This window comes from Thiohalocapsa halophila (assembly GCF_016583825.1).
GTDB classification, from domain to species: Bacteria; Pseudomonadota; Gammaproteobacteria; order Chromatiales; family Chromatiaceae; genus Thiohalocapsa; species Thiohalocapsa halophila.
In genome coordinates this window covers 23,290-48,465 of sequence record NZ_NRRV01000030.1, presented here as the reverse complement: position 1 = coordinate 48,465, position 25,176 = coordinate 23,290, and the positions used below count along the sequence as shown (strand labels likewise).

At 68.4% G+C, this 25,176-nt stretch carries 17 protein-coding genes; 11 read left to right on the top strand and 6 right to left on the bottom strand.

What is annotated here, in order from left to right:
- Positions 1–23 precede the first annotated feature (23 nt).
- Complete coding sequence (locus tag CKO31_RS13535; RefSeq protein ID WP_306341739.1) at positions 24–1,208, top strand: penicillin-binding protein activator; 1,185 nt, start codon at positions 24–26, stop codon at positions 1,206–1,208.
- Between the two features lie 369 nt (positions 1,209–1,577).
- Here CKO31_RS13535 and CKO31_RS13530 read toward each other — a convergent pair whose 3' ends face one another.
- From CKO31_RS13530 to CKO31_RS13515, 4 genes are all read right to left on the bottom strand, one after another.
- Positions 1,578–2,957, bottom strand: coding sequence for a vWA domain-containing protein (locus CKO31_RS13530; RefSeq protein WP_200238335.1), 1,380 nt, complete (start codon positions 2,955–2,957; stop codon positions 1,578–1,580).
- A gap of 154 nt (positions 2,958–3,111) precedes the next feature.
- Positions 3,112–4,221, bottom strand: coding sequence for an AAA family ATPase (locus CKO31_RS13525; RefSeq protein WP_242475361.1), 1,110 nt, complete (start codon positions 4,219–4,221; stop codon positions 3,112–3,114).
- A 250-nt stretch (positions 4,222–4,471) separates the two neighbouring features.
- Positions 4,472–5,833 carry a hypothetical protein gene (locus CKO31_RS13520; RefSeq protein WP_200238332.1) on the bottom strand — a complete coding sequence of 454 codons (1,362 nt, stop codon included), beginning with the start codon at positions 5,831–5,833 and terminating at the stop codon, positions 4,472–4,474.
- Positions 5,834–5,922: 89 nt separating this feature from the next.
- Complete coding sequence (locus CKO31_RS13515) at positions 5,923–6,861, bottom strand: NAD-dependent protein deacetylase (RefSeq protein ID WP_200238329.1); 939 nt, start codon at positions 6,859–6,861, stop codon at positions 5,923–5,925.
- Between the two features lie 141 nt (positions 6,862–7,002).
- Here CKO31_RS13515 and CKO31_RS13510 point away from each other — a divergent pair, with 141 nt between their 5' ends.
- Genes CKO31_RS13510 through CKO31_RS13500 form a run of 3 tightly spaced genes read left to right on the top strand, consistent with a single transcriptional unit; the run spans position 7,003 to position 10,437 of the window.
- A complete protein-coding gene (locus tag CKO31_RS13510) occupies positions 7,003–8,334 on the top strand; it encodes an NAD(P)/FAD-dependent oxidoreductase (RefSeq protein ID WP_200238325.1) in 1,332 nt (443 codons plus the stop codon).
- 25 nt (positions 8,335–8,359) lie between these two features.
- Positions 8,360–9,184 carry a DUF1365 domain-containing protein gene (locus CKO31_RS13505; RefSeq protein WP_200238322.1) on the top strand — a complete coding sequence of 275 codons (825 nt, stop codon included), beginning with the start codon at positions 8,360–8,362 and terminating at the stop codon, positions 9,182–9,184.
- Complete coding sequence (locus CKO31_RS13500; RefSeq protein ID WP_200238320.1) at positions 9,184–10,437, top strand: SAM-dependent methyltransferase; 1,254 nt, start codon at positions 9,184–9,186, stop codon at positions 10,435–10,437. Before CKO31_RS13505 ends, CKO31_RS13500 begins: the two co-directional genes overlap by 1 nt.
- A gap of 105 nt (positions 10,438–10,542) precedes the next feature.
- Here CKO31_RS13500 and CKO31_RS13495 read toward each other — a convergent pair whose 3' ends face one another.
- Positions 10,543–12,174, bottom strand: coding sequence for an alpha-amylase (locus tag CKO31_RS13495; RefSeq protein WP_200238317.1), 1,632 nt, complete (start codon positions 12,172–12,174; stop codon positions 10,543–10,545).
- A 205-nt stretch (positions 12,175–12,379) separates the two neighbouring features.
- On the opposite strand from CKO31_RS13495, the gene CKO31_RS13490 reads away from it, so the two are divergent.
- The 6 genes from CKO31_RS13490 to CKO31_RS13465 all read left to right on the top strand — a co-directional run bounded on the left by CKO31_RS13490 (position 12,380) and on the right by CKO31_RS13465 (position 21,051).
- The gene (locus CKO31_RS13490) at positions 12,380–13,618 is read left to right on the top strand and encodes a PQQ-dependent sugar dehydrogenase (protein WP_242475360.1); all 1,239 of its coding nucleotides are present in this window, start codon (positions 12,380–12,382) and stop codon (positions 13,616–13,618) included.
- A gap of 63 nt (positions 13,619–13,681) precedes the next feature.
- The gene (dmeF, locus tag CKO31_RS13485; RefSeq protein ID WP_200238314.1) at positions 13,682–14,761 is read left to right on the top strand and encodes a CDF family Co(II)/Ni(II) efflux transporter DmeF; all 1,080 of its coding nucleotides are present in this window, start codon (positions 13,682–13,684) and stop codon (positions 14,759–14,761) included.
- Positions 14,762–15,011: 250 nt separating this feature from the next.
- Positions 15,012–16,034 (top strand): Fe(3+) ABC transporter substrate-binding protein, encoded by a 1,023-nt coding sequence (locus tag CKO31_RS13480; protein WP_200238311.1) that lies wholly within the window; start codon positions 15,012–15,014, stop codon positions 16,032–16,034.
- A 214-nt stretch (positions 16,035–16,248) separates the two neighbouring features.
- Positions 16,249–16,719, top strand: coding sequence for a (2Fe-2S)-binding protein (locus tag CKO31_RS13475; protein WP_200238308.1), 471 nt, complete (start codon positions 16,249–16,251; stop codon positions 16,717–16,719).
- Positions 16,716–18,923, top strand: coding sequence for a xanthine dehydrogenase family protein molybdopterin-binding subunit (locus CKO31_RS13470; protein ID WP_200238305.1), 2,208 nt, complete (start codon positions 16,716–16,718; stop codon positions 18,921–18,923). Before CKO31_RS13475 ends, CKO31_RS13470 begins: the two co-directional genes overlap by 4 nt.
- A gap of 1,321 nt (positions 18,924–20,244) precedes the next feature.
- Positions 20,245–21,051 (top strand): PEP-CTERM sorting domain-containing protein, encoded by an 807-nt coding sequence (locus CKO31_RS13465; RefSeq protein ID WP_200238303.1) that lies wholly within the window; start codon positions 20,245–20,247, stop codon positions 21,049–21,051.
- Positions 21,052–21,293: 242 nt separating this feature from the next.
- On the opposite strand, the gene CKO31_RS13460 is transcribed toward CKO31_RS13465, so the two are convergent.
- Entirely contained in the window at positions 21,294–22,964 is a 1,671-nt protein-coding gene (locus CKO31_RS13460; protein ID WP_438874008.1) for an ABC transporter permease, read from the bottom strand.
- A 521-nt stretch (positions 22,965–23,485) separates the two neighbouring features.
- Here CKO31_RS13460 and CKO31_RS13455 point away from each other — a divergent pair.
- The gene (locus CKO31_RS13455) at positions 23,486–25,174 is read left to right on the top strand and encodes a SulP family inorganic anion transporter (RefSeq protein ID WP_200238298.1); all 1,689 of its coding nucleotides are present in this window, start codon (positions 23,486–23,488) and stop codon (positions 25,172–25,174) included.
- Positions 25,175–25,176 lie beyond the last annotated feature (2 nt).

The window sequence follows — 25,176 nt, the reverse complement described above, 5'->3', positions numbered from 1 at the left end:
TATGACCAGGAGTTGTCTTACAGATGAGCATGCAATTGTTACGACGACCGGCGCGCGCTCTCACAGTCAGCGCGTTGGCGCTCGCGATCAGTGGCTGCGCAAACCTCGGCGTGCAGGATGAGCCCGAGCTCCCGACGACGGCCGCGTATCCCAAGGGTCAGGCGATCGTACTGCTCCTGCCAACCGGCGCTGAAGGGCCCTTGAGCACGGCGGTCGATGCCATCGAGGCCGGTTATGCTGCCGCGCTCGCGCGCGATCCCGGAGATGCGCGCAAACCTTCGACCGAAGATACGAGCCGCGACGCCCTCGCCGCCTACGAGACCGCCGCCGCGGCATCACCGCCGCCGGTGATCATCGGGCCGCTGCTAAAAAAGAACGTCAATGCGATCGCGGCGTCGCGATCCGAGCCACAGCCGGCGATGCTGGCGCTCAACGAGGCCAATCAGTCGCGCGAGGGCATGTACCAATTCGCACTGGCGCCGGAAGACGAGGCAAAGACCGCCGCGCAAATCATCAATAATCTGGCCGAGACGCAGTCGGGCGCCCTCAGTACGGCCATCGTCTATCCGCGTAACGACCCCTGGGGCGAGCGCATGCGCACGGCGTTCGTCTCGGCGCTGGACGAAACGCCCGTGGCAGAGGTCGCCTACGCAGGAAACCGCATTGGCGCTCTGACCGACGAAGTGGCCGAAGCGGACATCGTCTTCATGGTCGCCAGGCCCGATGATGCCGCCTTGGTCTACGCTGGGCTCGGCGGCAGCAGCGCCGGCATGCCGGTCATCGCGACCTCCCACGCGGCCGACAATAAAGCCGATGCCGCGGATATGGCGGGGCTCTTCTATGTCGACGTGCCTTGGCTCGTGGATAAGGACATGGCGCGGGAGTACATCGCTCGGGGTCCGAACAAGCCCGACGCGGACCACACCAAGGGCGAGCTGGGCCGGCTCTATGCCATGGGTATCGATGCCTACTACCTCGGCGGCCTTGTCGCCAACGCCAATGGCGCCGGCAGCATGCCGCTGTCACTGCCCGCGGGCATGACCGGCGAGCTCAGCTTCACGACCACCGGCCGCCTAAGAAGCCGCAGGCTCTCCCTGGGCCGCATTGGCGAAGGCGGCGTCCCCGGCCCGGCAGCTGCGCAGGAGATCGCCGCCCAAGCAGCGGCCAGTGGCGCAGCGCAAGCGAGCTCGGAAACGGAGGAGATCTAGGAGGCTGTCCGAGTTAGGTTGCAGACTCGGCGCTGATAGCCGAGCTTGGCAAAAATGCGACCGGCGAGTCGGACTGAAACCCCGCAATTGCCGCTATTTTTTCACGAAAACGCGCGATTTTGCCCCGTTTCTCACTGATCGACGATCTCGATCACGAACCGCGCCAGATGGTCTTGGGGCAGCTACTCCTGCACACTCCTAGGGACAAGAATGCACGGTAGGTCGGTGCTGAGCGAAGCGGAGCCCGACGCGGAAACGAGCGCGGCGCAGCGTGGAGTCTCCTGACGTCGGCCCGATCTACATCGACCGCGCCAACCCGGAGCTGAAGGAGCCCGCACAGCGAGCTCCTAGCCCCTAGGCCCGCCCCACCTACTCCAACACCAGCTTGCGGCCGAAGGGCGCCTGCATGTGTTCGGCGCTCGCCGGCACGGCCCAGAGCACCGGGAAGGGCGGGCAGTAGTCGACGCGACCGTCCAGGTCAGTCAGGAACACGGCCATGTCGGGGCCGTGGCGCTGGGCCTCGGCGAGCAGGGGCGTGAAGTCGGTGCCGCCGCCGCCTTCGAGCTCGATGTCGCGCAGGTTGGAGCGCCCGGGCTCAAAGAACCGCACGTCGCGCACCTTGTCGTCGCCGATGACCACGAGCACCCGTGCCTCCAGCCGGCGGCTGATGGCCGCAAGCTCCGCCGCGAAGCGGTGCATCAGCGGGCTCTCCACGGAGCCCGAGATGTCCACTAGCACCGCGAGCCGGGCGACAGCCCGCGACGAGGCCCGGCCGGGCTCCCAGGGCATGCGCATGCTGCCGCCGCCCGCAGCAGCGCCGACACGGCCGCGGTTGGCGATGTAGGAGCGCGACGGCCGGGACCAGGACAGCTCCGGCTGCATCGACAGCCCGCGGGCGAGCTGGGTGCGCAGCAGCTGCTCCCAGGGCGTGCGCACCTTGGGGAGGTCGGCCATGAGCGCCCGCAGCATGGAGTGCACGCCGTCGCCGGCATGGGCGCGGGTGAGTCGCTCGCGCCACTCGCGGGCCTGCTCCGCCTCGCCCTCCGGGTGCTCGCTGTCCGCCGCCGGCAGCAGATCGCGGAGGATGGCGCCGGCGAAGTGCCGGGCACGGGACGCACGGGGGCCATCCTGCTTCGGTGCCGTGCTGCCCGTCTCGGCATCGTTGCTGCCGCGGCTCGCGCCGGCATCGTCCTGGCGCTGACCGCGGCCGCCGCGGCGCCCGCCTTGGCCGCCGCTGCCCGTTTGGCGGTCGTCGACGGCGCGGTAGAGCCGCTCCACGTCCCACTCCAGCAGGGCCTTGTCCGGGGTTTCCTGGCGCAGCAGCGAGGCGGTGAGCAGGTCCTCCAGCAGCACGGAGCCGGACGGCAGCTCCAGCCAGTTCAGGTGGGCGAGCGTGCTGTTGACGATGGCGTCGGCGCAGATGTTGTAGAGCCCGCGGTCGACATCGCCGGTGAGGCGTTGCAGCTCCTCGAAGCGCTGGGGATGGCGCAGGGCCACGTGCAGCACCTGGTGGGCGACCAAGCCCGTCTGCACCGGCAGCGACAGCTCATCGAAGTCCGCTCCGTAGTAGATGGACACACCGTCGTTGGCGGCGACCAGCCCGCCTGCCTGGTCGGGCTGCGCGTCGACGTGGCGAATCCACAGCGCGAGCCCGCCGGTGGAGGGGGCATACTCCACCATGCGCTGCACGGCACGGGTGCCGCGGTGCTCGTAGACGGCGGAGCGGCGATTGCTGGGAGCTTCGGCCATGCGGATTTGCGCAGATGTTTTGGGATGCTGTGCACGTCGGCTGCAGCTCGTCGGGCACCCGTAGGGTGCATGAGCGCAGCGAAATCCACCAAGGTCCGGGGCGGACTGCGCTTCGCTTGTCCACCCTACGTGTCATATCCGTGTCAGCGATCGCTCAGGCCGCCTGCTGTGCGGCCTCGCGGGCCTCGGTGTAGCGGCGGTACGCCGCACTGGATAGCACGGCGCCTTCCAGTCCGCGCTCCAACGCCGTCTGGAACAGGAGCTCCATGCCCAGCGTCTGCACCTCGCGGATGGGCAGCGGCTCTTCGCTTTGCAGGTCCGGCAGCTGGTCGATGATGGCCAGCGCCCGGGCCATGCGCGCCTCGTCGGTGGCCGCCGCCAGCAGGGCGTAGACCATGCCGTAGAGTCCGTCCAGCGTCGTGGGTAGCAGCGCCGCAGTGGCGTCGCCAGGCTCGGCCTCCAGCAGCGCCAGCACGTCCGTGCCCGCCTGGATCTCCTTCAGCACGCCGAAGAATTCCGCGGCGTTGGCGGCACCGATGCGGCCCTGCACGAAGGTGCGCTTGCCGATGTCCGACAGCGCCGACTTGAGCACGCTGGAGATGTCCTCCCAGCCGCGGGGGCTGGCACCCACCAGGTGATCGTTGGCGAGCTGGCTGTGGGTGTCGTCCAGCTTGTCCGGGCGCACCTTGAGGTAGGCCATCACTTCGGGAGCGAAGTCCCTCGCCAGCGCATAGTCCAGGAAGGCATCGATGACCGACTGCACGTTGAAGTGGAACATTCGATCCGCCAGCGCCGTGCCCATGTCGTGGCTCACGGCCCCGTGGAAGGCGGCGTTGCCGGCGGCGACCACCTGCCAGCCGTCCGGCAGCCGGTAGTTGCCGACACGGCGGTCCAGGATCAGCGAGTAGGCGGAGATCTGCAGGCGCTGATCCGCCGCCGTCAGCTCGTCCAGGAACAGGATGCCGTCCGGCTGCTCGCTGCCGGGCAGGAACTCCGGCGGGAACCAGACGGTCTTGGACTGGCGGTCGTCGGCGTAGATGGCACCGCGAATATCCACGGGCTCGATGGTGGTGAGCCGCAGATCCACCAGCGGCACGTCGAAATGATCCGCCACCTGGCGCACCACCGACGACTTGCCCACGCCCCGGGTGCCCCAGAGCATGGACGCCCGCTGGCGCAGCACCGGGTCCGAAAATTGCTCGATGAGCGCGTCCTTCACCGCCGCGATGGACACGGGCGGGATGTTCATCGGGTTGCCTTGCAAGAATCTGCCTCCCGGGTTGTGGGCTCAGTGCTGGTGTCGGGCTTCGCTGTTGTTCAGCTCCACCTTCGGCCGTGGCGCCCCATCGCAAGCTTAGGTCGGGCCGACGCAAGGAGGCCCGACATGTGGCGGTCGCCTGCGCTGGTGTCGGGCTTCGCTGTCGCTCAGCCCGACCTACCGTGCCGCAGCCCGACTCACGGCCGGAGGGCGGCTCGGCACGCGGCGGCGTGGGGCAAGCTCGGGCGGGCCGCAGTCAGCCCTCGGCTTCCGCGGCCGCCGGGCGCGCGAGGCCGCCGTCGAAGCGCTCCGCATTGGCGGCCGCCGCGGGCTCGGCCGGCGCGGCCTCCGTTGGCGCAGCCTTCTTGTCCGTCACCCGCTCCACCCAATCCCGCTGCACCAGCGCGCGCGGCAGCGGCGGGATCTCGAAGCGCGGCATCTCGCGCATCAGGAAGAAGCCCACCAGCATGAACGGCGGTGCATGGAAGATGAGCATGCGCAGAATAGAGTTGTCCGCCATGTCCAGCCACTGGATGCCGGGGGTGGCGGCCATGATCCCCAACAAAAACAGCATCGGCACCGCACGCTGGTAAGTGACCCGCCAGCGCGCCCCCAGGTGGCGGCGGTGGAACTCCTTGGGCGGAGCGGCCAGGGTCGCCGACAGGTGCTCGACCACCTCGCCGAGCTTGGCCTCGATGTCCGCCGTGCGCTCGGGCTCGTGGGTCGCCACGCGGATGGACCCGCGCCAATAGCTGACGATCTGGCGCAGCGGCCGGTAGGGCCAGCCGACGACGGCGAGCAGGTCTTCGGGCACCTTGAGCTTCACGCCGGCGTCGGTGGTGAGCTTGAGCTCCACCGGCATGCCGTTGAAGCGGTCGGCCTTCAGGTTCAGGTGCACCGGGCCGACACGGGTGTTGGCCTCGGTGATCACGGCGCGCAGCGGGCCGTCGGCATCCTCGACGAGTGCGTCATCCGGCGCCGCCCCGCCCGGCTCGGACGCAGCCCGCTCCGCGGCTGGCGCAAGCGACGCCGAGCCCTTGCGCCGCAGGAAGGGCAGCCGCGAGCCGAGCACACGCTCCGCGCCGCCCCTGGCGGCCTGCCAGAGCCGACCGCCGACGGTCTGTGCGGCCCAGCGCGCGCCGGCACCGGCACGCTGGGCCAAGGCCTGCGAGGCCGGCTCCAGCATGTAGCTGCGGGCCACCGGAACACCGTCGTAGACCGCGAAGTGGCGGCGCACCGGCACCTGCTCCAGCTGCTCCAGCAGGGCATCCAGATCGGCACCGTCGGCGGTGAGCGTGGCGGTCAGTCCGCTCCCGTCCCGGACCCGGCGCACCAGACGATGCTTGCCCACCTGGGCGGCCTCCAGCGTCAGCTGGGCCGTGAGGTCCAGGGGGCAGTGCGCATCCGCCGGGATATCTTCTGGCTTGAACGCGAGCACCCGGTCCTCGCGCCGGCTGGCGGCCATGTCCGCATGCAGGCCGCGCCGAGTGAAGGGCGCCATCAGGGCCAGGATGTCGTGGTGCGTGAGCGGGCGCAGGGGCTGCGTCGGACGCAGCGGCCGCGGCTTGGGCTTCGGCATCAGCCGCGGGCCCTTGCTGACGATCCGGACTTGTTGCATGGCGGTCTCCCCCGGTTGGTTAGCGGTGGATTGTTCCCGAGTGGACGGCGGCCGTCGAGTGCCGGAATGGTCGGCACGGGCGCCGTGATTCAGATCGCCGCCGGCGCCGGCGGCTGTGCGTCGTCGCTCAGCAGCCGCAGCGCGGCGGTCAAGGTCGCCCCGCAGTCGGCGTCGAGCTTGAGCCCGCCGAGGTCGTCGGCGCGCGTGCGCCCGCGGTTCAGCAGCGCCATGGGCTGGCTCGCCTGCGCCGCCTGCCGGCAGAAGCGGTAGCCGGAAAACACCGTCAGCGAGGAGCCCACCACCAGCAGGCCGCCGGCGCGGGCGAGCTGGTCCATGGCATGCGCGACGCGCGGCTTCGGCACGTTCTCGCCGAAGAAGACCACGGCGGGCTTGAGCAGGCCCGCGCAGCGCGGACACTCGGGCACCTGGAAGCCGGCCTGCATGGCATCAGCGAGCAGTACGTCCCCGTCCGGCGCGGACAGCTCGGCGGCCACGGGCACACAGCCCGGGTTGTGCGCGGCCAGCAACGCCTGCACGCGCTCGCGCGGCTGGCGCAGCCCGCAGTTCAGACAGTCCACGACATCCAGGCGCCCGTGCAAGTCCAGCACCCGCCGGGCGCCGGCGCGCTGATGCAGACCGTCGACGTTCTGGGTAATGATCTGCGTCACCAGCCCGCGGGCCTCCAGCGCCGCCAGTGCACGGTGGGTCGAGTTGGGCCTTGCGGCGGCCACCCGTGGCCAGCCCACGTAGCTGCGGGCCCAGTAGCGCCGGCGCGCCGCCGGATCGCGCACGAAGCGCTGGTAGCGGATGGGCTCGGCGCGCTTCCAGTTGCCGGCCCGGTCGCGATAGTCCGGGATGCCGGAGTCCGTGCTGCAGCCGGCCCCGGTGAGCACGCACAGCGGGGCGTGGGCGCGGATGAAGCCTGCGAGCGCCTGCGCCACGGCCAGCGGCGCCGTGCTAGGCTCGCCGTCCAAAGACGCCTCGGTGTCGGCGGGCCGGGCCTGCGCTGGCGCGGCTGCCAGGCTCATCGGCGGCCTCCATCGGGCGCCGGGATCGGCGGCAACAGGGCCGATGGCGCGAGCGCGAGTCCAACGCCGACGTTGATACCGGCGGTGTTTGTCCAGACCTTCCCATGACTAGCCCGGACGAAACCTGAACAAAGTATCTGCATGAGTGAGCGCATCTGTGTCGTCGGCAGTGGCATCGCGGGCCTGGCGTCCGCCTGGCTACTGTCCCACCGCCACCAAGTCACCCTGGTGGAGAAGAACGATTATTTCGGCGGCCACACCAACACCGTCATGGTGGACGAAGACGGCGAGCGCGTGCCCGTGGACACCGGCTTCATCGTCTACAACACCAGCAACTACCCGATGCTGGTGCGGCTGTTCGAGCGCCTCGGCGTGCCGACGCAGGAATCGGATATGTCCTTCGCGGCCTCCATCGGGCCCGGGCGCCTGGAATACGCCGGCGACAATCTCAACACGATCTTTGCACAGCGGCGCAATGCCTTAAGCCCGCGTTTTCTGCGGATGCTCGTGGATATTTTTCGCTTCGGCGCCCGCTGCCGGCACTGCCTGGTACATTCGACCTTCGACGGCCGCAGCCTCGGTGAGTTCCTGGCGGACGAGGGCCTCGGCGATGCCTTCCGCGATCACTACCTGCTGCCCATGGCCGCCGCCATCTGGTCCTGCCCGACGGCCGCCATGCTGGACTTCCCGGCAGAGAGCCTGGCGCGCTTCTTCGACAATCATCGGCTGCTGAGCCCGCTGGAGCGCCCGCTGTGGCGCAGTGTCGCCGGCGGCAGCCACACTTACGTCAAGCGCATCCGCAACGCGCTCGGGCCGCAGCGCATGCTCGCCGATGGCGCCGTCGGGGTGCAACGCGACGGCGACGGCTTGTGCGTGCGCCTCGCCTCCGGTCGCCGCCTGGCCGTCGACCGCGTGGTGCTCGCGACCCATGCCGACCAGGCGCTGGCGCTGCTGGAGCAGCCGACGGCGGACGAGCGGCGACTGCTCGGCTGCTTCCGCTATCAGCCGAACCGCACCTTCCTGCACACGGACACGCGGCTCATGCCCCGGCGGCGCAGCGTCTGGTCCGCCTGGAACTACCTCGCCGCCGAAGACGCGGCCGGCACCGCCGCGGTGTCCGTGACCTACTGGATGAACAAGCTCCAGGGCTTACAGACGCGCCGCGATTATCTGGTGTCGCTGAACCCGCTCCAGGAGCCGGACCCGGCGCAAGTCATCGCCACCATGACCTACGACCACCCGGTCTTCGACCAGGCAGCCATGGACGCCCAGCGCGAGCTGCACCGTCTGCAGGGGGCCGCCGGCGTCTACTACTGCGGCAGCTACCATGGCTACGGCTTCCATGAGGACGCTTTACGGGCCGCCGTGGACGTGGCCGGGCGGCTGGGCGTGGACACGGACTGGATCACCGGCACCGCCGCGGCGCCTGCAGCGGAGGCCCCGGTCCCCGTGCCGGCGGGCGCGCCCGCTTGATATGCGCAAACCGATACCGGACCCAATGCCGACACGGGCGCACGACGCAGGTGCCGCGGGGCAGGAATCACCGCACCGGATCTACTTCACCCGCGTCATGCACCGGCGACTGTTCCCGGTGCAGTACCGCTTCGAATACCGGGTGTTCAGTCTGTTGCTGGATCTCGACCGGCTGGACCAGGTGCCGCAGCGTCTCGCCGTCGGCCCCCGCCGGCGCCTGCCCGGCGGGCTGCTGCGGCCGGCGTTGTTTCGCTTCGACCCCGCCGATCGCGGCCCCCGCGACGGCTCGGCGCTCAGGCCCTGGGCGGAGCGGATGCTGGCGGCGCAGGGCATCGACCTCGCCGGCGGGCGCATCCGCCTGCTCTGCTTCCCGCGGCTCCTCGGCTTTGGCTTCAATCCCCTGAGCCTCTGGTACTGCGAGCACGCCGACGGGCGTCTGCGCGCCGTCATCGCCGAGGTCAGCAACACCTTCGGGCAGCACCACAGCTACCTGCTGCACGACGGTGGGCGGCCCATCGCCTGGCCGCTGCGGGCGGAGAAGCTCAAGTGCTTCTATGTCTCGCCGCTGATGGACATGGACGGCGGTTACCGATTCCGATTGTCCGAGCCCGATGACCGCCTGGCCGTGCTGATCCGCCAATTCGACGCGCACGGCCGGCTCAAGCTGGTGGCGAGCCAGAGCGGCCCTGGTGAGCCGCTGACGGATGCTGCCCTGTGGCGCGCCTTCCGCCGCATGCCCGTGATGACCTACAAGGTCGTGCTCGCCATCCACTGGCAGGCGCTCAAAATCTGGCTGCGCGGCGCGCGCTTCTTCCCCAAACCCGAGGCCCCCAAGCAGGAGGTGACCTGATGTCCGACCACCTTGGCTCAGACACCGGACACGCCGAAGCCGCCCTGCCCCGCAGCAGTGCCGGCCGCATCGCCACCCGGGTGGCGCTGAAGCCCTTCCGCCACCTCTTCGACCGCATCCTGCGCGGGCATCTGCGCATCCGCGTCGGTGAGCACTGCCACGAGATGCACGGCAGCGAGGCGGGCCCGAGCGGCGAGATCCGCCTGGTGCGCCCGCTAACCTTCGCGCGGCGCATCGCCACCCGCGGCCATGTGGGGCTCGGCGAGGCCTACATGGCCGGCGACTGGGACAGCCCGGACGTCACCGCCCTGCTGCACTGCTTCGCCGCCAACCAGCACGCGCTGGTGGAGGTGTTCGAGGGCAGCTGGCTGAACCGCATCGGCTCCCTGCTGCACCATCGCCGCCGCGCCAACACCAAGGCCGGCAGCAAGCGCAACATCGAAGCGCACTACGACCTGGGCAACGACTTCTACCGGCTCTGGCTGGACGAGAGCATGACCTACTCCGCGGCGGTGTTCGAGCACGACGCGGACACGCCCGAGGCCGCCCTGGCCCAAGTCCAGACTTGTAAATACCAACGCCTGCTGGCGCTGCTGGACGCCGAGCCCGGCCAGCGAGTGCTGGAGGTGGGCTGCGGCTGGGGCGGCTTCGCGCGCCAGGCGGCGGCGGCCGGGCTCGAGGTCACCGGCATCACCCTGTCACGGGAGCAGCTCGCCTGGGCCGAGGCGGCAGCGGCCAAGACGCCCGATCCGGACCGCATGGCCTTCCGGCTACAGGATTACCGCGATGTGACCGAGCGCTTCGACCACATCGTCTCCATCGAGATGTTCGAGGCCGTCGGCGAGGCATACTGGCCGGCCTACATGGCCATGCTCAAGCGTTGCCTGACACCGGGCGGGCGCGCCGCGCTGCAGGTCATCACCATCGCCGACAGCGAGTTCGACGGCTACAAGGCGAGCCCGGATTTCATCCAGCACTACATCTTCCCCGGCGGCATGCTGCCGACGGTGGGCCGCTTCGATGCCGCGGCGGCGGATGCGGGGCTGCGGGTGGTGGAGCGCAGCTTCCACGGCCTGGACTATGCCCGTACGCTGGCGGCTTGGCGGGAGCGCTTCGAGGCCCAGCTGCCGGCGGTGCGGGCGCTGGGCTACGACGAGCGCTTCATCCGCATGTGGCGCTACTACCTCAGCTACTGCGAGGCGGGCTTCCGCGACGAGCGCATCGACGTGATGCAGGTTGCGCTGACGGTCTAGGCGTTGGCCCAGCTCGCTGAGGGCATTCCCGTTTTCCTGCACGTCGTGGTCCCGTTGCGGGGTCTGGGTGTTGCGTTGCTCTGACGCAAAGCCCCGCCGGCCCCGTTACGGCCCCGCGGCCGTGGCCATCCCGACATGGATGGCCACGGCCGAGCGCGGCGGCACCGCGAAGGTTGCGCGCCCGTCCTCGTCCACGGCGATCTGGAGCATCGCCTGCGTATCGGGCTGCGCGCCTTCCGCTGTCGCACCAGCAGCCGCATCGGCCTGCGCCGCAAGCCCGACGCAGGCCCCGTCCAACAGCCGACCCGCAACCGCGTTGCAGTAGCGCCCCGCCGCCAGCCCGGTGCGCAGCCGCTGGCGCATCGCTGCGTCCGTGTTGTTGATGACGACGAAGCCGCGCCCGTCGCGGGCGAAGGCGATGCGCCCGCCGCCGTCGTCCCACCAGTGGGCGACATCGGCGCCGGCGGCGGCGCTGCCGAAGCCGACCATGCCGAGCACGGCCGGGTGGCGGTGCTCGCAGAGCCACGCCTCGCCGCAGCCCAGCCCGTCCGGGCCGTGCACCGGCAGCGTCGTGCCGGCGTCGCCGCTCGGTGGCCCAGCATCGGGGTCGGTGGCGGCGAAGCCCGACAGGAGGCGCGGCGTGCCATAGGGCCAGGCAAGCATGAAGACGTGGGCCAGATGGTAGCGGGCGCCGTCGGCCGGCCCCAAAAATGCGGTGTGCTCGCCGGCGGCCGATTCCACGCGAGTCTCGTGGCTGTCGACGAACACCACAGCACGCCGACTCGGCACCAAATCGTCGGCACCGCCTTCGCGCCGCAGACTGCGCAGCTCGGCGATACTGTCGCCGCGGAAGGCCGCTGCGAGCCGACGCCCGTAGTCCAGCTCCGTGACCGCGCCATTGCCGAGATACGCCTGCACGCGCACAGCGGCGCCCGGCGCATCCGCGAAGGCCTGGTAGACGAAAGGCAGGCCCCGCACCCGCGCCAGGATGCCGGCAATATCCGCCGGGGCCATGTGCCGAGCGGCATCGATGCGCAGCCCTGCGACGCCGAGATCCAGCAGGCCGTTGAGATAGTCCCCGACGCGGTTCTGGAGGCGGTCCGCGTCCGTGTCGAGGTCCGCGCGGCCGCCCACGTTGCATTGCTGAAGGGCAAAGCGGTCGTCGTAGCGTCTGTCCAGCGCGCAGCGCGGTGTGTGGAAGTCCCCGGGCAACGTGTCGGGATAGTCGTAGTAGTCGTAGCGGCTGCCGGCGCTGCCGACGCCCCAGCTCGGGTCATCCGCCAAGGGCGGGCCGGTCATATGATTGACCACGGCGTCGGCATAGACCGCTACACCCGCCGCTGCGCAGCGCCGCACCATGTCGGCGAAGGCCTCGGCGCCGCCGCTGCGGCTTTGCAGCGCGTAGCTGACCGGCTCGTAGCGCTGCCACCAAGGCCCACCTGCCACGACGCGGTGCTCATTGGGGGGTGACACCTGCACGGCGGCAAAGCCTGCAGGCCCGAGCACGGCCTCGCATTCCGCGGCGACATCGTCCCAGCGCCATTCGAGCAGATGCACGATGACGCGCTTTGGGGTCTCGCCGGCGGCCACCACCACGGCTGGTGTCAGCGGTCCCTGGACATCGCCCGGCGACCTGCCTTGCTCCGCCTCCTGCGCGGCCATAACCAAGATCACGACGGCCACGGCGATGATGGTGGCGTTGAGCAGTGCGCTCAGCAGGTCGGCGAGAAACTGCATCGGCTGGCGTTGCCTAAGACGGGCGAAGGACCGATGCTAATGCTCGCACGGCGAGGCAGCCTTGGGGCGGTCTCGGGGTGCCAAGGCCGGCACCAGCGCGCTGGATGTCAGCCCCATCCCGTCTTTCCCGCCCGTCTCGCCCGCCCGCGAGCCGATCCCGCTACCCATGCACACCAGCGAGCCAACCCCTCAGGAGACGGCGGCCATGCACCACCACCGAGAACACCAGCCGGCCATGGGCGGCGCCAAGAGCCGACCGCGCGCCCTATCCACCGTCGTCGCGGCCACCGTCGCTACCCTACTTTTGGGCTGCTCGGCGCCCGTCGGCTCCATCGAGCCGAGCGGCAAGGACGTGCCGGAGGCCAGCGGTTGGCGCGCCGAGGAAGTCGTCCGCGGCTTGGAGCACCCCTGGGCCATCGCTTGGCTGCCCGACGGCGATGCACTCATCACCGAGCGCCCCGGGCGCCTGCGGCTGCTGGCCGCCGACGGCACCCTGGTACCGCAGCCCATCGGCGGCCTGCCCGCCATCTGCGGCAGCTGCGGCCAGGGCGGGCTGCTGGATGTGTCCCTGCACCCGGACTTCGCGCAGAACCGGCTCGTGTACTTCACCTTTGCTCAAGGCGATGAAGAGCGCAACCGCACCGCCCTCGGCCGCGGCCGATTGAATGCCGACAAGACCCGGCTCACGGACACGGCGGTGATCTTCCACAATGCCGACTGGAAATCCGGCGGCCAGCACTTCGGCTCCCGCCTGGTCTGGCTGCCGGACGGCACGCTGTTGATGAGTATCGGTGACGGCGGCAATCCCCCGGTGTCCTTCGCCGGCGACAACATCCGCAAACAGGCGCAGAACAAGGGCACCCACTTCGGCTCGCTGGTGCGGCTCACCGACACGGGCAAGGCAGCGCCGGACCACCCCTTCGTCGACGACCCGGACGCCAAGCCCGAGCTCTACAGCTACGGCCACCGCAACATCCAGGGCATCGTGCGCCATCCGGACTCCGGCCGGGTCTACGCCAACGAGCACGGCTCCCGCGGCGGCGACGAATTGAACCTGATCCAAGCCGGCAATAACTACGGCTGGCCCGAGGTCACCTATAGCAACGAATACTGGGGCCCGCCGATCTCCGATGTCGCCCAGCGTCCGGACGTGACCGACCCCTTGGTAGTCTGGACGCCCTCCAAGGCGCCGAGCGGGCTCACCGTCTACACCGGCGAGCGTTTCCCGGACTGGCAGGGTGACCTCTTCTCCGGCGCGCTCAAGTTCAGAGAGATCCGCTGGCTCGATCTGGAGAACGGCAAGATCGTGGATGAGCGCAAGCTCCCCATCGGCGAGCGCGTGCGGGATTTGCGCATGGGTCCCGACGGCGAGCTCTATGTGCTCACCGACGCCGCCAATGGTGCGCTGTTGCGGATCGTTCCCCAGCCAGCCACCGCCAACTAGTGCACTGCTCGCCGCGGCCTTATAGGCTGGCGGGCATGGTGTTGCGAGTAAACGGGGGTTCCGATGCACACGCACGACATCGCCGCATGGCAGCACAGCCACGACTTCACCACCAGCGCCGAGCACGCCGCCGAGCAGCGTACGCGCTGGGTCGTCTATCTGACCCTGGCGACCATGGTGGTGGAGCTGGCAGCGGGCTGGCTGACGGGCTCCATGGCGCTGCTGGCGGACGGCTGGCATATGGGGAGCCACGCGGCCGCCTTAGGCTTGAGCGTCTTTGCTTACCGCTTCGCCCGCCGGCACGCGCAAGACAGTCGCTTCAGCTTCGGCACCGGCAAGGTCTCCCCGCTGGCCGGCTACACCAGTGCGCTGCTGCTGGGCGCCGGCGCCCTATGGCTGCTGCTGGAATCCGGCGTGCGCCTACTGAATCCGGTGCAGATTCACTATGGCGAAGCCATTGTCGTCGCCGCACTGGGCCTGGTGGTGAACCTCGTGAGCGCCTGGCTGCTGGGAGGTGCCCATCACCACCATCACCACGGGCATGCACACCACACCACCGACGCGCATGGGCACGCCGCTGGCGCGCATAGCTCGGCGCCCGCCTCGGCACACCCTTCGGCAGCTCCCCCGGCACACCCCCCGGCACCCCACGGCCACGCGGATCACAATCTGCGCGCGGCCTACCTGCATGTCATCGCCGATGCACTGACATCCCTGCTCGCCATCGCCGCCCTCAACGCCGGCCTGCTGTTCGGCTGGGGCTTTCTCGACCCGCTCATGGGCATCGCCGGCGGCCTGCTCATCGCCCGTTGGGCTTGGGGGCTCGCCCGCGACAGTGGCTCGACCCTCCTCGATGTCGAGGACCGCAGCGACACCGCTGCCAAGATTCGCCGCACTCTAGAGGCCGAGGACGACGTGGCGGTAAGCGATCTTCACCTGTGGCGGATCGGCTCGGCGAGCCATGCCTGCATCCTGTCTCTGGTCACCCACGACCCGAAGCCCGTGGAGCACTACAAGGCACTCATCGGGCCTATCCCGGGTCTGGATCACCTCACCGTGGAGGTGCAACAGTGCCGCTCGGCAGCCTGCGGCAAGGAGGCTGTCCCGGCTCAGCAGCCCGAGGCGCAGGCCCATCCTTGCTGAGGGCCCCCGGCCGCTCAGGCGGCGGGCCATTGTTGACCGCCCTACGCCGGCCCTGGCGCGCAGCGAGGAGCAGGCGCAACCGCCGGGGCAGGGCCCGCCTCCCGGCACGCGCCGCAACGACCGCCCCGCTCGGGCGCCGATATTGGTGCCGATCTCGCTTAGACTGACGAACGCAAAAATTAATGCGAACAATTCGCGATACTGATACGCTAGCGGCTTGATCTTCGCAACCCATCACCGAGGAGACCAGATGCTGAACAAGACCTGCATCGGCGCAGCGACCCTGCTGTGCCTCGTCGCCGGCACCGCCCAGGCCGAGGGCGAGCTGAACCTGTATTCGTCCCGGCACTACGACACGGACGAGCGCCTGTACACCAACTTCGAAGAGCAGACCGGCATCGAGATCAACCGCATCGAAGGCAAGGGCGACGAGCTCATCGAGCGCATGAAGGCCGAGGGCCGCAACAGCCCGGCCGACATTCTGATCACTGTCGACGCCGGCCGCCTCTGGCGCGCCGACCAAGCCGGCTTGTTCCAGCCGGTGGAATCCGAAGTCCTGGAGTCGCGCATCCCCGAGTGGCTGCACCACCCGGACGGCCACTGGTGGGGCTTCTCCAAGCGCGCGCGCATCATCTTCTACGACAAGGACCGCGTGGACCCGCAGGACATCCAGACCTACCAGGACCTCGCCGACCCCAAGCTCGAGGGCATGGTCTGCACCCGCAGCTCCAGCAACATCTACATGCTGTCGCTGATGGCGGCGCTGATCGAGCACCTCGGCAAGGAAGAAGCCGAAAAATGGGCCGAGGGCGTCTGGAACAACCGCGCGCGCGACCCCGAGGGCGGCGATACCGACCAGCTCAAGGCCATCGCGTCCGGCGAGTGCGGCGTCGTGCTGGCGAATACCTACTACTTCGCCCGCGCGCTGCGCAAGGGCGATCCGGGCCTGGACGAAGAGGCGCTTGAAGGGATCGGCTGGGTCTTTCCGAACCAGGAGAGCTTCGGCGCCCATGTGAACATCTCCGGCGCCGGCGTCGCCAAGCACGCGCCGAACCGCGAGAACGCCGTGAAGTTCCTGGAGTACCTCAGCAGCGAGCAGGCCCAGGAGTACTTCTCCGCCGGTAATGACGAATACCCCGCCGTCCCCGGCACACCACTGTCGGACAGCGTCGCCCAGCTCGGCACCTTCAAGGAGGACACCATCAACCTGAACATCCTCGGCGAGAATCAGGCCGAGGCCCAGCGGATCTACGACCGCGTGGGCTTCGAGTAAGCCACACCCAAGGGCGCCGGGCGAGCCGGCGCCCTTGGGTGTTGGCCGCTCGTGGGGCCGGCCCCGGCGCGCACTGCGCACCGGGGCTTTTTTGTGCCTGACCGGTGCCGGCGCTCATGCATTAGAGCAAGGAAGGGTCTATCCTGCCGTCCCGATACGCCTGGCTCGCGAGCCACTGAATCACCTAACTCGACCCTCGCAACGAGGTCCGTCAATGGCAACACTGAAGATCAACGGCGAGCGCGTCGACGTCGATGTCGACGCGTCCACGCCGCTCCTCTGGGTCGTGCGGGAGCAGCTCGGCCTCACCGGCACCAAATACAGCTGCGGCATCGGCATCTGCGGCTCCTGCACGGTCCATGTCGACGGCGCGGCGGTGCGCTCCTGCACCCTGCCGGTCTCCGAGCTCGCCGAGGGCCAGGAGATCCTCACCATCGAGGGGCTGTCGGCGAACAACGACCACCCCGTGCAACAGGCCTGGGCGGAGCTGGACGTGCCCCAGTGCGGCTACTGCCAGCCGGGCATGATCATGGCAGCGGCGGCACTGCTGACCGAAAACGCCGAGCCGGCGGACACCGACATCGACGCCGCGGTGACCAACATTTGCCGCTGCGGCACCTTCAACCGCGTGCGCCGCGGCATCCACCTCGCCGCCGAGATCAAAAAGAACGGGGGTGCGTCATGAGCAAAGCACGCATCGCAGTGTCGCGCCGGGAGTTCATCATCCGCAGCACTACCGCCGGCGCCGGCTTCGCACTGGGGCTGACGCTGCCCGGCCTGCCCCGGACCGCCCTCACCGCCGAGGGCACGGGCGGCACAGACTGGGCCGCGGACCCCGAAGGCCCGGAAATCAACGCCTGGGTCGTCATACAGCCGGACGACACCGTGGTCATCCGCATCGCACGCTCGGAGATGGGCCAGGGCACGCTCACCGGCCTGGCGCAGCTGGTGGCGGAAGAGCTGGAGTGCGACTGGTCCAAGGTGACCACCGAGTATCCGACGCCTGGTGAGAACCTGCGCCGCGACCGGGTCTGGGGCAGCTTCTCCACCGGCGGCAGCCGCGGCATTCGCGACAGCCATGCCTATGTGCGCAAGGGTGGCGCCGTGGCCCGGGAGATGCTCATCCAGGCCGCGGCCGAGGCCTGGGACGTGCCAAAGGCCGAGTGCAGCGCCGAGGCCAGCGTCGTCACCCACGGCCCCTCGGGGCGCACCACCACCTACGGCCAGGTCGCCAAGGCCGCCGCGAAGCTCTGGCCGCCGGAGCACGTGGAGCTCAAGGACCCCGAGGACTGGGAGCTCATCGGCAAGCCGGTCAAACGCCTGGACACCCTGGACAAGCTGAACGGCAAGCAGATCTTCGGCGCGGACCTGACGCTGCCGGGCATGCTCAACGCCGCCGTCAAGGCCTGCCCGGTCTTCACCGGCAAGCTCGACTCCTTCGACGACTCGAAGGTGCGCGACAAGCCGGGCGTGCGCGCCGTCCTCGCCGTCGGCGACAACGCCGTCGCCGTGGTGGCCGACACCTGGTGGCAGGCCAAGACCGCGCTGGATGCCCTGCCCGTCACCTGGAACAAGGGCCCGCACGCGGACCTCAGCAGCGCCGCCATCGACGAGATGCTCGACGAGGGCCTGACCTCCGGCGAGCAGGTGTTCGTGGGCAACGCCAGTGGCGATGCCGAGCAGGGGCTCGCAGGCGCGGCCAAGACCATCGAGGCCGTCTACGCCTACCCGTACCAGAATCACGCCACCATGGAGACCATGAACGCCACCGCGGTGTGGACACCGGAGCGCTGCGAGGTCTGGTGTCCCACCCAGGACGGCATGGCCGCCCTAGAGGCCGCGGCCGAAGCGGCGGGGCTTCCCATCGAGCAGTGCGACGTCCACAAGATCCACCTGGGCGGCGGCTTCGGTCGGCGCGGCGCCTTCCACGACTTCGTCACGCAAGCCGTGCTCATCGCCAAGCAGCTGCCGGACACCCCGGTGAAGCTGCTGTGGACCCGCGAAGAGGACATGGCGCACGGCCATTACCACCCCATCACCAAGTGCAAGCTGGTCGGCGGCCTCGATGAGAGCGGCGACCTGACGGCGCTGAAGGTGCGTATTTCCGGCCAATCCATTCTCGCCTCCGTCCGGCCCGAGTGGATGGCCGAGGACGGCTCCGACCCCGTCACCTTCCAAGGCTTCCATGCCGACGGCGACCACGCCATCAGCTACGGCGTGGCGAACCTGCTGGTGGAGCACGCCATGCGCAACCCGCCGGTGCCGCCGGGCTTCTGGCGCGGCGTCAACATCAATCAGAACGCCATCTATCTCGAGTGCTTCATCGACGAGCTGGCCCATGCCGCGGGCAAGGACCCGCTGGCATTCCGGCGCAAGCTCATGGCCGAGCATCCCAAGAGCCTGGCCGTGCTGGAGACGGTCGCGGAGAAGGCCGGCTGGGGCAAGCCCGCAGCCAATGGTGCGCATCGCGGCCTGGCGGTGGTCAAGACCTTCGGCAGCTATGTCGCCGCCTGCGCCGAGGTCTCGGTGAGCGACGGCAAGGTCAAGGTGCAGCGCATCGTCGCCGCCACCGACCCGGGCTATGCCGTCAACCCGCAGCAGATCGAGGCCCAGGTGGAAGGCTCCTTCGTCTACGGCCTCTCAGCGCTGTTCCAGGGCGAATGCACCATCGAAAACGGCGCCGTCGTGCAGAGCAACTTCCACGACTACCCGTCGATGCAGATCGCCGACATGCCGGACGTGGAGGTCATCGTCATGCCCTCCGGCGGCTTCTGGGGCGGCATCGGCGAGCCCACCATCGCCGTGGCCGCACCGGCGGTGCTCAACGCCGTTTTTGCCGCCACCGGACAGCGGCTTCGTCGTGTGCCGCTGAAGAGCGTCGAACTGTGAGAGACGTCGCGTGATCGCGCTGAAGGCTGCTCTCATGCGGTCTTCAGGTGACATACAGCTCGTTCTCGAGAAGAGCTTAGGCTCCGCTACCACAGCCTCCATGGCGGCTGACGCCGACACGACGAACGACAGGCCCAAGTCCGCAACACCAATAATAGCCGCCGGTGCGAATCTCGGGCGACTGGCCCAGACTGGCCTTAGCCTAGATCCCGTGTTTCAACCACGAAGCGCACGCAGAACGCGAAGAGACTCAACAGGACACGCCAGTTTGCGCCGCCACCTAGGGAATGAGCGAGCGGCCTCGATCAAAATCCCGACCACTCGGGCAGGCGTAGGGCGTAGGGCGTGGGGGGCGTAGGGTGGACAAGCGCAGCGCAGTCCACCAGCTTACCCACGCTCCCGGGGTGGACTTCGCTGTCGCTCGTCCACCCACTACTGGTCGCGCTAACGATCAAGCCGCGCGGGCGCACCCTGCGTAGCCAGGGCTGCCAGCCCTGATTTCGTCACGCGAGGATGGCCTGACTACCCAGTCAGCACTCAAGGCGGTCGGAGTTATGATCAAGGCCGAGCGAGCCCCGGAGAAGCCTGGCGCCAAGCGTCTGGCTTTCCTCGTGCTCTGCTTCGTGGTCTTCGTGTGCTTCGGAGTCCACCGGTCTTTTTAGGCGTAGGCATTGCGCCAGTGATTACAAGAGTGGCTCCTGATGGCGCCCAGAGGCGCTCCGCAGCGAAACCCGCGGCTTAACAGATAGTCAAGTCCCGCATCAGCGGCACTTTATGGTCAGTCGGGTGGGTGAAAACCTGACGGAAAGCGAGTGTCGCTCGCCTCGTCGACCCAGTGAGCGCGCGGCCCCTTCATTGCGTCAGAATTCTTTACAACGCCCATGCCAGAAAAAACCGCTTGCAGTCAACATACTCAGCTTTCGCATGACCCACTGATAAGCGTTTCCCCCAGTACAGGAATAGCCAATTGACTGATCTGAGGCTTGCAATGCATCCTCGTGAATCAGCCAGTCTGCTTACAATTGTAAAGTCTTGATTACAGCAATGGACTGAGCTTCGGGGAGCAAGCCAAAAGGAATTGCGGTGGAGCGCGCTCCAAGACGCAGCAACATATCTTTTACCCCGTACATTCAATACCCTAAGGCCATAAGCAAAATCCCCAGGCCTAATTCGGACGCGTCCCAATGCATCCTGGCACAGACTCTGCCTCACTGCGTTTGCACGCTCAGCGAACCTAATCGCCCGTCTCCGCGGCATCGCACTGATATCCAAGGCGATGCCGCCGGAAGGTCGGAGCTGGGTCAAACAAAGGCACTTCGCAATGAACCTGATGCAACCAAAGTCCTCTCCCGCCCTTCGGCACTCCTTATTGCGCCGCGTCATCGGCAGCGGCGTCACCGGCCTCACGACCAGCGCTTTGGCGCTCGCCATGTCCGGCACTGCCTCCGCAGCGATCATCACGGTGCAACTGGATTTCTCGGCAAACAACGACTGCTCCGGAGTCCTCGGCACAAACCCACAGTGCTCGTTCAACGACTCGCCTCAGATCCTGAAGCAGGATTTGGTTAACGGCGACGGATCGGCGGGTGAAACTTCGATCAATCCTATTTTCAGCTCGATCGACGGCAGCGAGTTCGACTTCAGCAACGACGGAGGCAGCACTGTACTTGGCCTCACCGGTCTCGCCAGCGAAAATGGCGACAATTGGAAAAGTGGCTCGTGGAGCTACACTCGCGACGACCTCACCGACCCCGCAGTCAAGTATGTCAGCCTAAAGTACGCCAGGAACTACTCCATTCTCTTCGACGTAGATAGTGCAGTCACGAGTTTCCCCGGTCTCGACGTATGCTCGGGCTGGGATGGTCCGGACGCTGATAATCCTAGTTCCCCGGCCCCCTCGGCCGACTGCCAAACACTGCTCGATCTTGCGCTTCCAATCACTTCCGGCGAGTGGGGAGAGGATACGGAGCTAACTAACGGACTCTCCCACATCATGTTCCTAGACAGCGAAGGGGGCGACTTGAACCCTCCCGCCGGAGAAAATCCCGTGCCCGGGACCCTGGCGTTGCTGGGCATTGGGCTGGCGGGTGGAGCCGTCATCCGTCGGCGCCGCCGCATGACGACCTGAGCCAACAACGAGCACCATGAAGCGGCTGGCGTCGCTGCTCCAAATCGGGCCGCGGCGCCACCGCTTCTTGCGTTAAGCCGACCACCATCGAGCGGCGCGGGGTCTGAAGCCGGAGGGTGACGCACAGGCTCTCGCCGCCCCCTACCACCACCATTTTGGTTTGCCGCGCGATTTCAGGGCATTTGCGCTGCGCCGGGCCAAAGGGATGGAGTCGTACTTCACGACCGGGCCGCGCGTCAGCATCAACTCCCCGCAGGCAACACCGGCGCCCCTGTGTCCGCGGCCTGTGCCTGCGCCTTGGTCCGCTGTCGCGCACCGGGCCTGGACGCCATGATCTGCCGGCTCAGCAAAAACACCGGCAGCAGGCCGCAGGCGACGATGATCAGCGACGGCGTGGCGGCCTGCGTCAGGCGCTCGTCCTTGGCGAGGTTGTAGGCCTGCACCGCCAGGGTGTCGAAGTCGAAGGGGCGCATGATCAGCGTCGCCGGCAGCTCCTTGAACACATCCACGAACACGATCAGCCCGGCGGTGAGCAGCCCGCCGGAGATGACCGGGATGTGCACCTTGAGCGCGGTACTGAGCGGCCCATGGCCCAGGGAGCGGGCGACATCGTCCATGTGGGTGGTGACCTTGCCGAGGCTCGCCTGCACGGTGTTGAAGGACACCGCCAGAAAGCGCACCAGATAGGCGAACACCAGCGCCGCAATGCCGCCGGTGAAGATCAGGCCGACGCCGAAGCCGAAGGTGTTGCGGAAGAAGCTGTCGATGGCGTTGTCCAGTGTCGCCACCGGGATCAGGATCCCCACCGCGATGACCGAGCCCGGAATCGCATAGCCGACGGCCGCCACCCGGTTGGCGGCGGCGGCGAGCCGTGAGCGCTCGATGCGTGCGACATAGGCCAAAAACAGCGCCAGCACCACGGCCAGCACCGCCGTGATGCCGGCCAGGGTCGTGCTGTTGGCGGTGAGCTCCAGATAGCGCCCGGTGAGCGGGTCATGGCCGCCGATGGCCGCCATCCACAGCAGCATGGCCACGGGGGCGATGAAGCCGATCACCAGCGGCCCGGCGCAGAAAACGGCCGCCCCCCAGGCGCGCCAGCCGCGCAGCGCATAGGGCTTGATCTCCTGCCAGCGCCCGGAGGTCTCGTGGAAGCGCGCCCGCAAGCGGCTCCATTGCTCCAGCATCAGCAGCGCGAACACGAAGGCCAGCAGCACGCTCGCGAGCTGTGCGGCGGCGACCCGGTCGCCCATGGAATACCAGGTCCGATAGATGCCGGTGGTGAAGGTGGGCACGCCGAAGTGCGCCACGGTGCCGAAGTCCGCCAGCGTCTCCATCAATGCCAGCGCCATGCCGGTGACGATGGCGGGTCGCGCCAGCGGCAGCGCGATGCTGGTGAAGGCGCCCCAGGGCGTGCGGCCCAGGGTCCGACCCACCTCCAGCGCGCAGACGGACTGCTGCAGAAAAGCCGTGCGCGCCAGCAGATAGACGTAGGGATAGAGCACGGCGCTAAAGACCAGTATGGCCCCGCCGGTGGAGCGGATGTTCGGGAACCAGTAATCCCGCGGCCCGAGCCCTGTCAGATCCCGCAGCAGGGTCTGCACCGGCCCCGCGTGCTGGAGCAGATCGGTGTAGGCATAAGCGACGACATAGGCCGGAATGGCCAGCGGCAGCACCAGCATCCATTCGAACAGCCGCCGGCCGGGAAAGCGGCACATCACCACCAGCCAGGCGGTGCCGGTGCCGCCGATGACCACACCAGCCCCGACGCCCAGCATCAGCGCCAGGCTGTTCATGACATAGTCCGGCAGCACCGTGGAGACCAGGTGCGGCCAGTTGCCCTGGCCCTCGCGAAAGACGTTCAGCACCACGCCCAGCAGGGGCACGGAGAACAGCGCGGCCACGGCCACGGAGATGTACGCCATCGAGAAGCGGCGACGGCGGGGCCGCTCCGCGGTGTCGGTGGCGCGGCGGGTCTGGGTGTCGGCGCTCATCCGGGCCTCACCGCTTCAGGGTGTCCACCAGCCGGTCGATGACCTGCATCGGGTCCGGGGCGTTGGCGTTGTTGTCGGTGGGCTCGGCCATGGAGCTCGCTCGCACTCGGTGACTGCAAGCGCCGATTATCGACCCGCCGCGCCCCGATCCCAAGCAACCAGGTCAACTTGCCGCGCGATCCATCTAAAATCCGCGAGTCTGGACCACCGCGTCCGTTTTCGCCCGGTCCCCGGCCGCGCCGATGCGTCCCGACTCCACGACGTCGGCGTGCATCCAGGGCACTATAGGGGACATACGCCGCAGCAGGCGTTCGGACACGATTTTGCATAACCGAAGCTCTATTTTTCCGATTCGGTTTATCGATTTCCCTTAGGATGCGGGCGCCTAGAAACTGCCGCGCCAGCCTGCGGGAGACAACCGGATCCTCGGAGAGGACACCAGCATGCGGATCTTCAACCAGATCAGATTCGACAACGCCAAGGGCGACCTCTTCGGCGGCGTCACGGCTGCGATCATCGCGCTACCCATGGCGCTGGCCTTCGGCGTCGCCTCCGGCGCCGGCGCGGAGGCCGGACTCTACGGCGCCGTGCTGGTGGGGCTGTTCGCGGCGCTGTTCGGCGGCACGCCGACGCTGATCTCGGAGCCCACCGGGCCCATGACCGTCGTCTTCACGGCGGTCATCACCACCATGGTGGCCGCGAACCCCGAAAACGGTATGGCCATGGCGTTCACCACGGTCATGCTGACGGGCCTGTTCCAGATCCTATTCAGCCTGCTGAAGCTGGGCCGCTACGTGACCATGATGCCGTACACGGTCATCTCCGGATTCATGTCCGGCATCGGCTTCATCCTGATCATCATCCAGCTGCCGCCGCTGCTCGGCTTCGCGTCCCCCGGCGGCGGCGTCATCGGCTCGCTCCAGGCGCTGCCGGACCTCGTCACCAACGTCAATGCCGGCGAGGCGGCGCTCGGCGGGCTGGCCCTGGCCATCCTAATCCTGATGCCGCGAGGCTGGCGGCGCTTCGTACCGCCACAACTGCTGGCGTTGGTGGTGGGCACGCTGCTGGCCGTCTTCGTGCTCGGCAGCGGCGCCTACCGCGCCATCGGCGAGGTGCCCGGCGGTTTGCCGAGCATCCAGATGCCCGTGTTCAGCGCCGCCGAGTGGCAGACCATGATCATCGATGCCGTGGTGCTGGCGCTGCTCGGCTCCATAGACGCCCTGCTGACCTCCGTGATCGCCGACAGCCTGACCCGCACCCAGCACAACTCCGACAAGGAGCTCATGGGTCAGGGTCTCGGCAACCTGGTCTCGGGCCTGTTCGGCGGCCTGCCCGGCGCCGGCGCCACCATGGGCACGGTGGTGAACATCCAAACCGGCGCGCGCACGGCGCTGTCGGGCCTGACCCGGGCGCTCATCCTGGCGGTGGTCGTGTTCGGCGCCAGCGCCTTGGTGGAGCCCATCCCCAAGGCCGTGCTCGCGGGCATCGCCATCAAGGTCGGCATCGACATCATCGACTGGGGCTTCCTCAGGCGCGCACAGCGGGTGTCCCTGCGCGGGGCGCTCATCATGTACGGCGTCATCCTGATGACGGTGTTCGTGGACCTCATCACGGCGGTTGCCGTCGGGCTCTTCGTCGCCAACGTGCTCACTATCCGCCGGCTCGCGGACCTGCAATCGGAGGGCGTCAAGCTGCTCGGGCTGCCGGGCCAGGAGCCTGGTGCCCGGTGCACGGAAGCCCCCGAGTCCACGGAAGAAGAGCGCAAGATCCTCGACGACCCGAGCAACGGCATCGCCCTGCTCTGCCTGAGCGGCCCGCTCATCTTCGGCGCGGCCAAGGCCATCACCCGCCAGCAGCACGAGATCGCCGGGGCCAAGAGCCTGGTGGTGGATCTGACCGAGGTACCGCACCTGGGCGTGACCACGTCGCTGGCCATCGAGGGCGCCGTGCGCGATGCCGTGGCGCACGGCTGCCGAGTCTATTTCGCCGGCCTGCAGCCGCAGCCGCGCAAACGCCTGCTGAACCTGCGCCTGGAGCGCGTCGTGCCCACGGACAACTGGATCGACACCCGCCCGGATGCGCTCAAGCGCGCGGTGGCCGAGCGGGCCGGACAGGTGACGGCGTCCGCGTAACC

Bases quoted from the DNA above. Each gene is read 5' to 3' on its own strand.
- CKO31_RS13535 (WP_306341739.1), top strand. From the start codon at position 24: ATGAGCATGCAATTGTTACGACGACCGGCGCGCGCTCTCACAGTCAGC.
- CKO31_RS13530 (WP_200238335.1), bottom strand. From the start codon at position 2,957: ATGGCCGAAGCTCCCAGCAATCGCCGCTCCGCCGTCTACGAGCACCGC.
- CKO31_RS13520 (WP_200238332.1), bottom strand. From the start codon at position 5,833: ATGCAACAAGTCCGGATCGTCAGCAAGGGCCCGCGGCTGATGCCGAAG.
- CKO31_RS13515 (WP_200238329.1), bottom strand. From the start codon at position 6,861: ATGAGCCTGGCAGCCGCGCCAGCGCAGGCCCGGCCCGCCGACACCGAG.
- CKO31_RS13510 (WP_200238325.1), top strand. From the start codon at position 7,003: ATGAGTGAGCGCATCTGTGTCGTCGGCAGTGGCATCGCGGGCCTGGCG.
- CKO31_RS13505 (WP_200238322.1), top strand. From the start codon at position 8,360: ATGCCGACACGGGCGCACGACGCAGGTGCCGCGGGGCAGGAATCACCG.
- CKO31_RS13500 (WP_200238320.1), top strand. From the start codon at position 9,184: ATGTCCGACCACCTTGGCTCAGACACCGGACACGCCGAAGCCGCCCTG.
- CKO31_RS13495 (WP_200238317.1), bottom strand. From the start codon at position 12,174: ATGCAGTTTCTCGCCGACCTGCTGAGCGCACTGCTCAACGCCACCATC.
- CKO31_RS13490 (WP_242475360.1), top strand. From the start codon at position 12,380: ATGCACCACCACCGAGAACACCAGCCGGCCATGGGCGGCGCCAAGAGC.
- dmeF (WP_200238314.1), top strand. From the start codon at position 13,682: ATGCACACGCACGACATCGCCGCATGGCAGCACAGCCACGACTTCACC.
- CKO31_RS13480 (WP_200238311.1), top strand. From the start codon at position 15,012: ATGCTGAACAAGACCTGCATCGGCGCAGCGACCCTGCTGTGCCTCGTC.
- CKO31_RS13475 (WP_200238308.1), top strand. From the start codon at position 16,249: ATGGCAACACTGAAGATCAACGGCGAGCGCGTCGACGTCGATGTCGAC.
- CKO31_RS13470 (WP_200238305.1), top strand. From the start codon at position 16,716: ATGAGCAAAGCACGCATCGCAGTGTCGCGCCGGGAGTTCATCATCCGC.
- CKO31_RS13465 (WP_200238303.1), top strand. From the start codon at position 20,245: ATGAACCTGATGCAACCAAAGTCCTCTCCCGCCCTTCGGCACTCCTTA.
- CKO31_RS13455 (WP_200238298.1), top strand. From the start codon at position 23,486: ATGCGGATCTTCAACCAGATCAGATTCGACAACGCCAAGGGCGACCTC.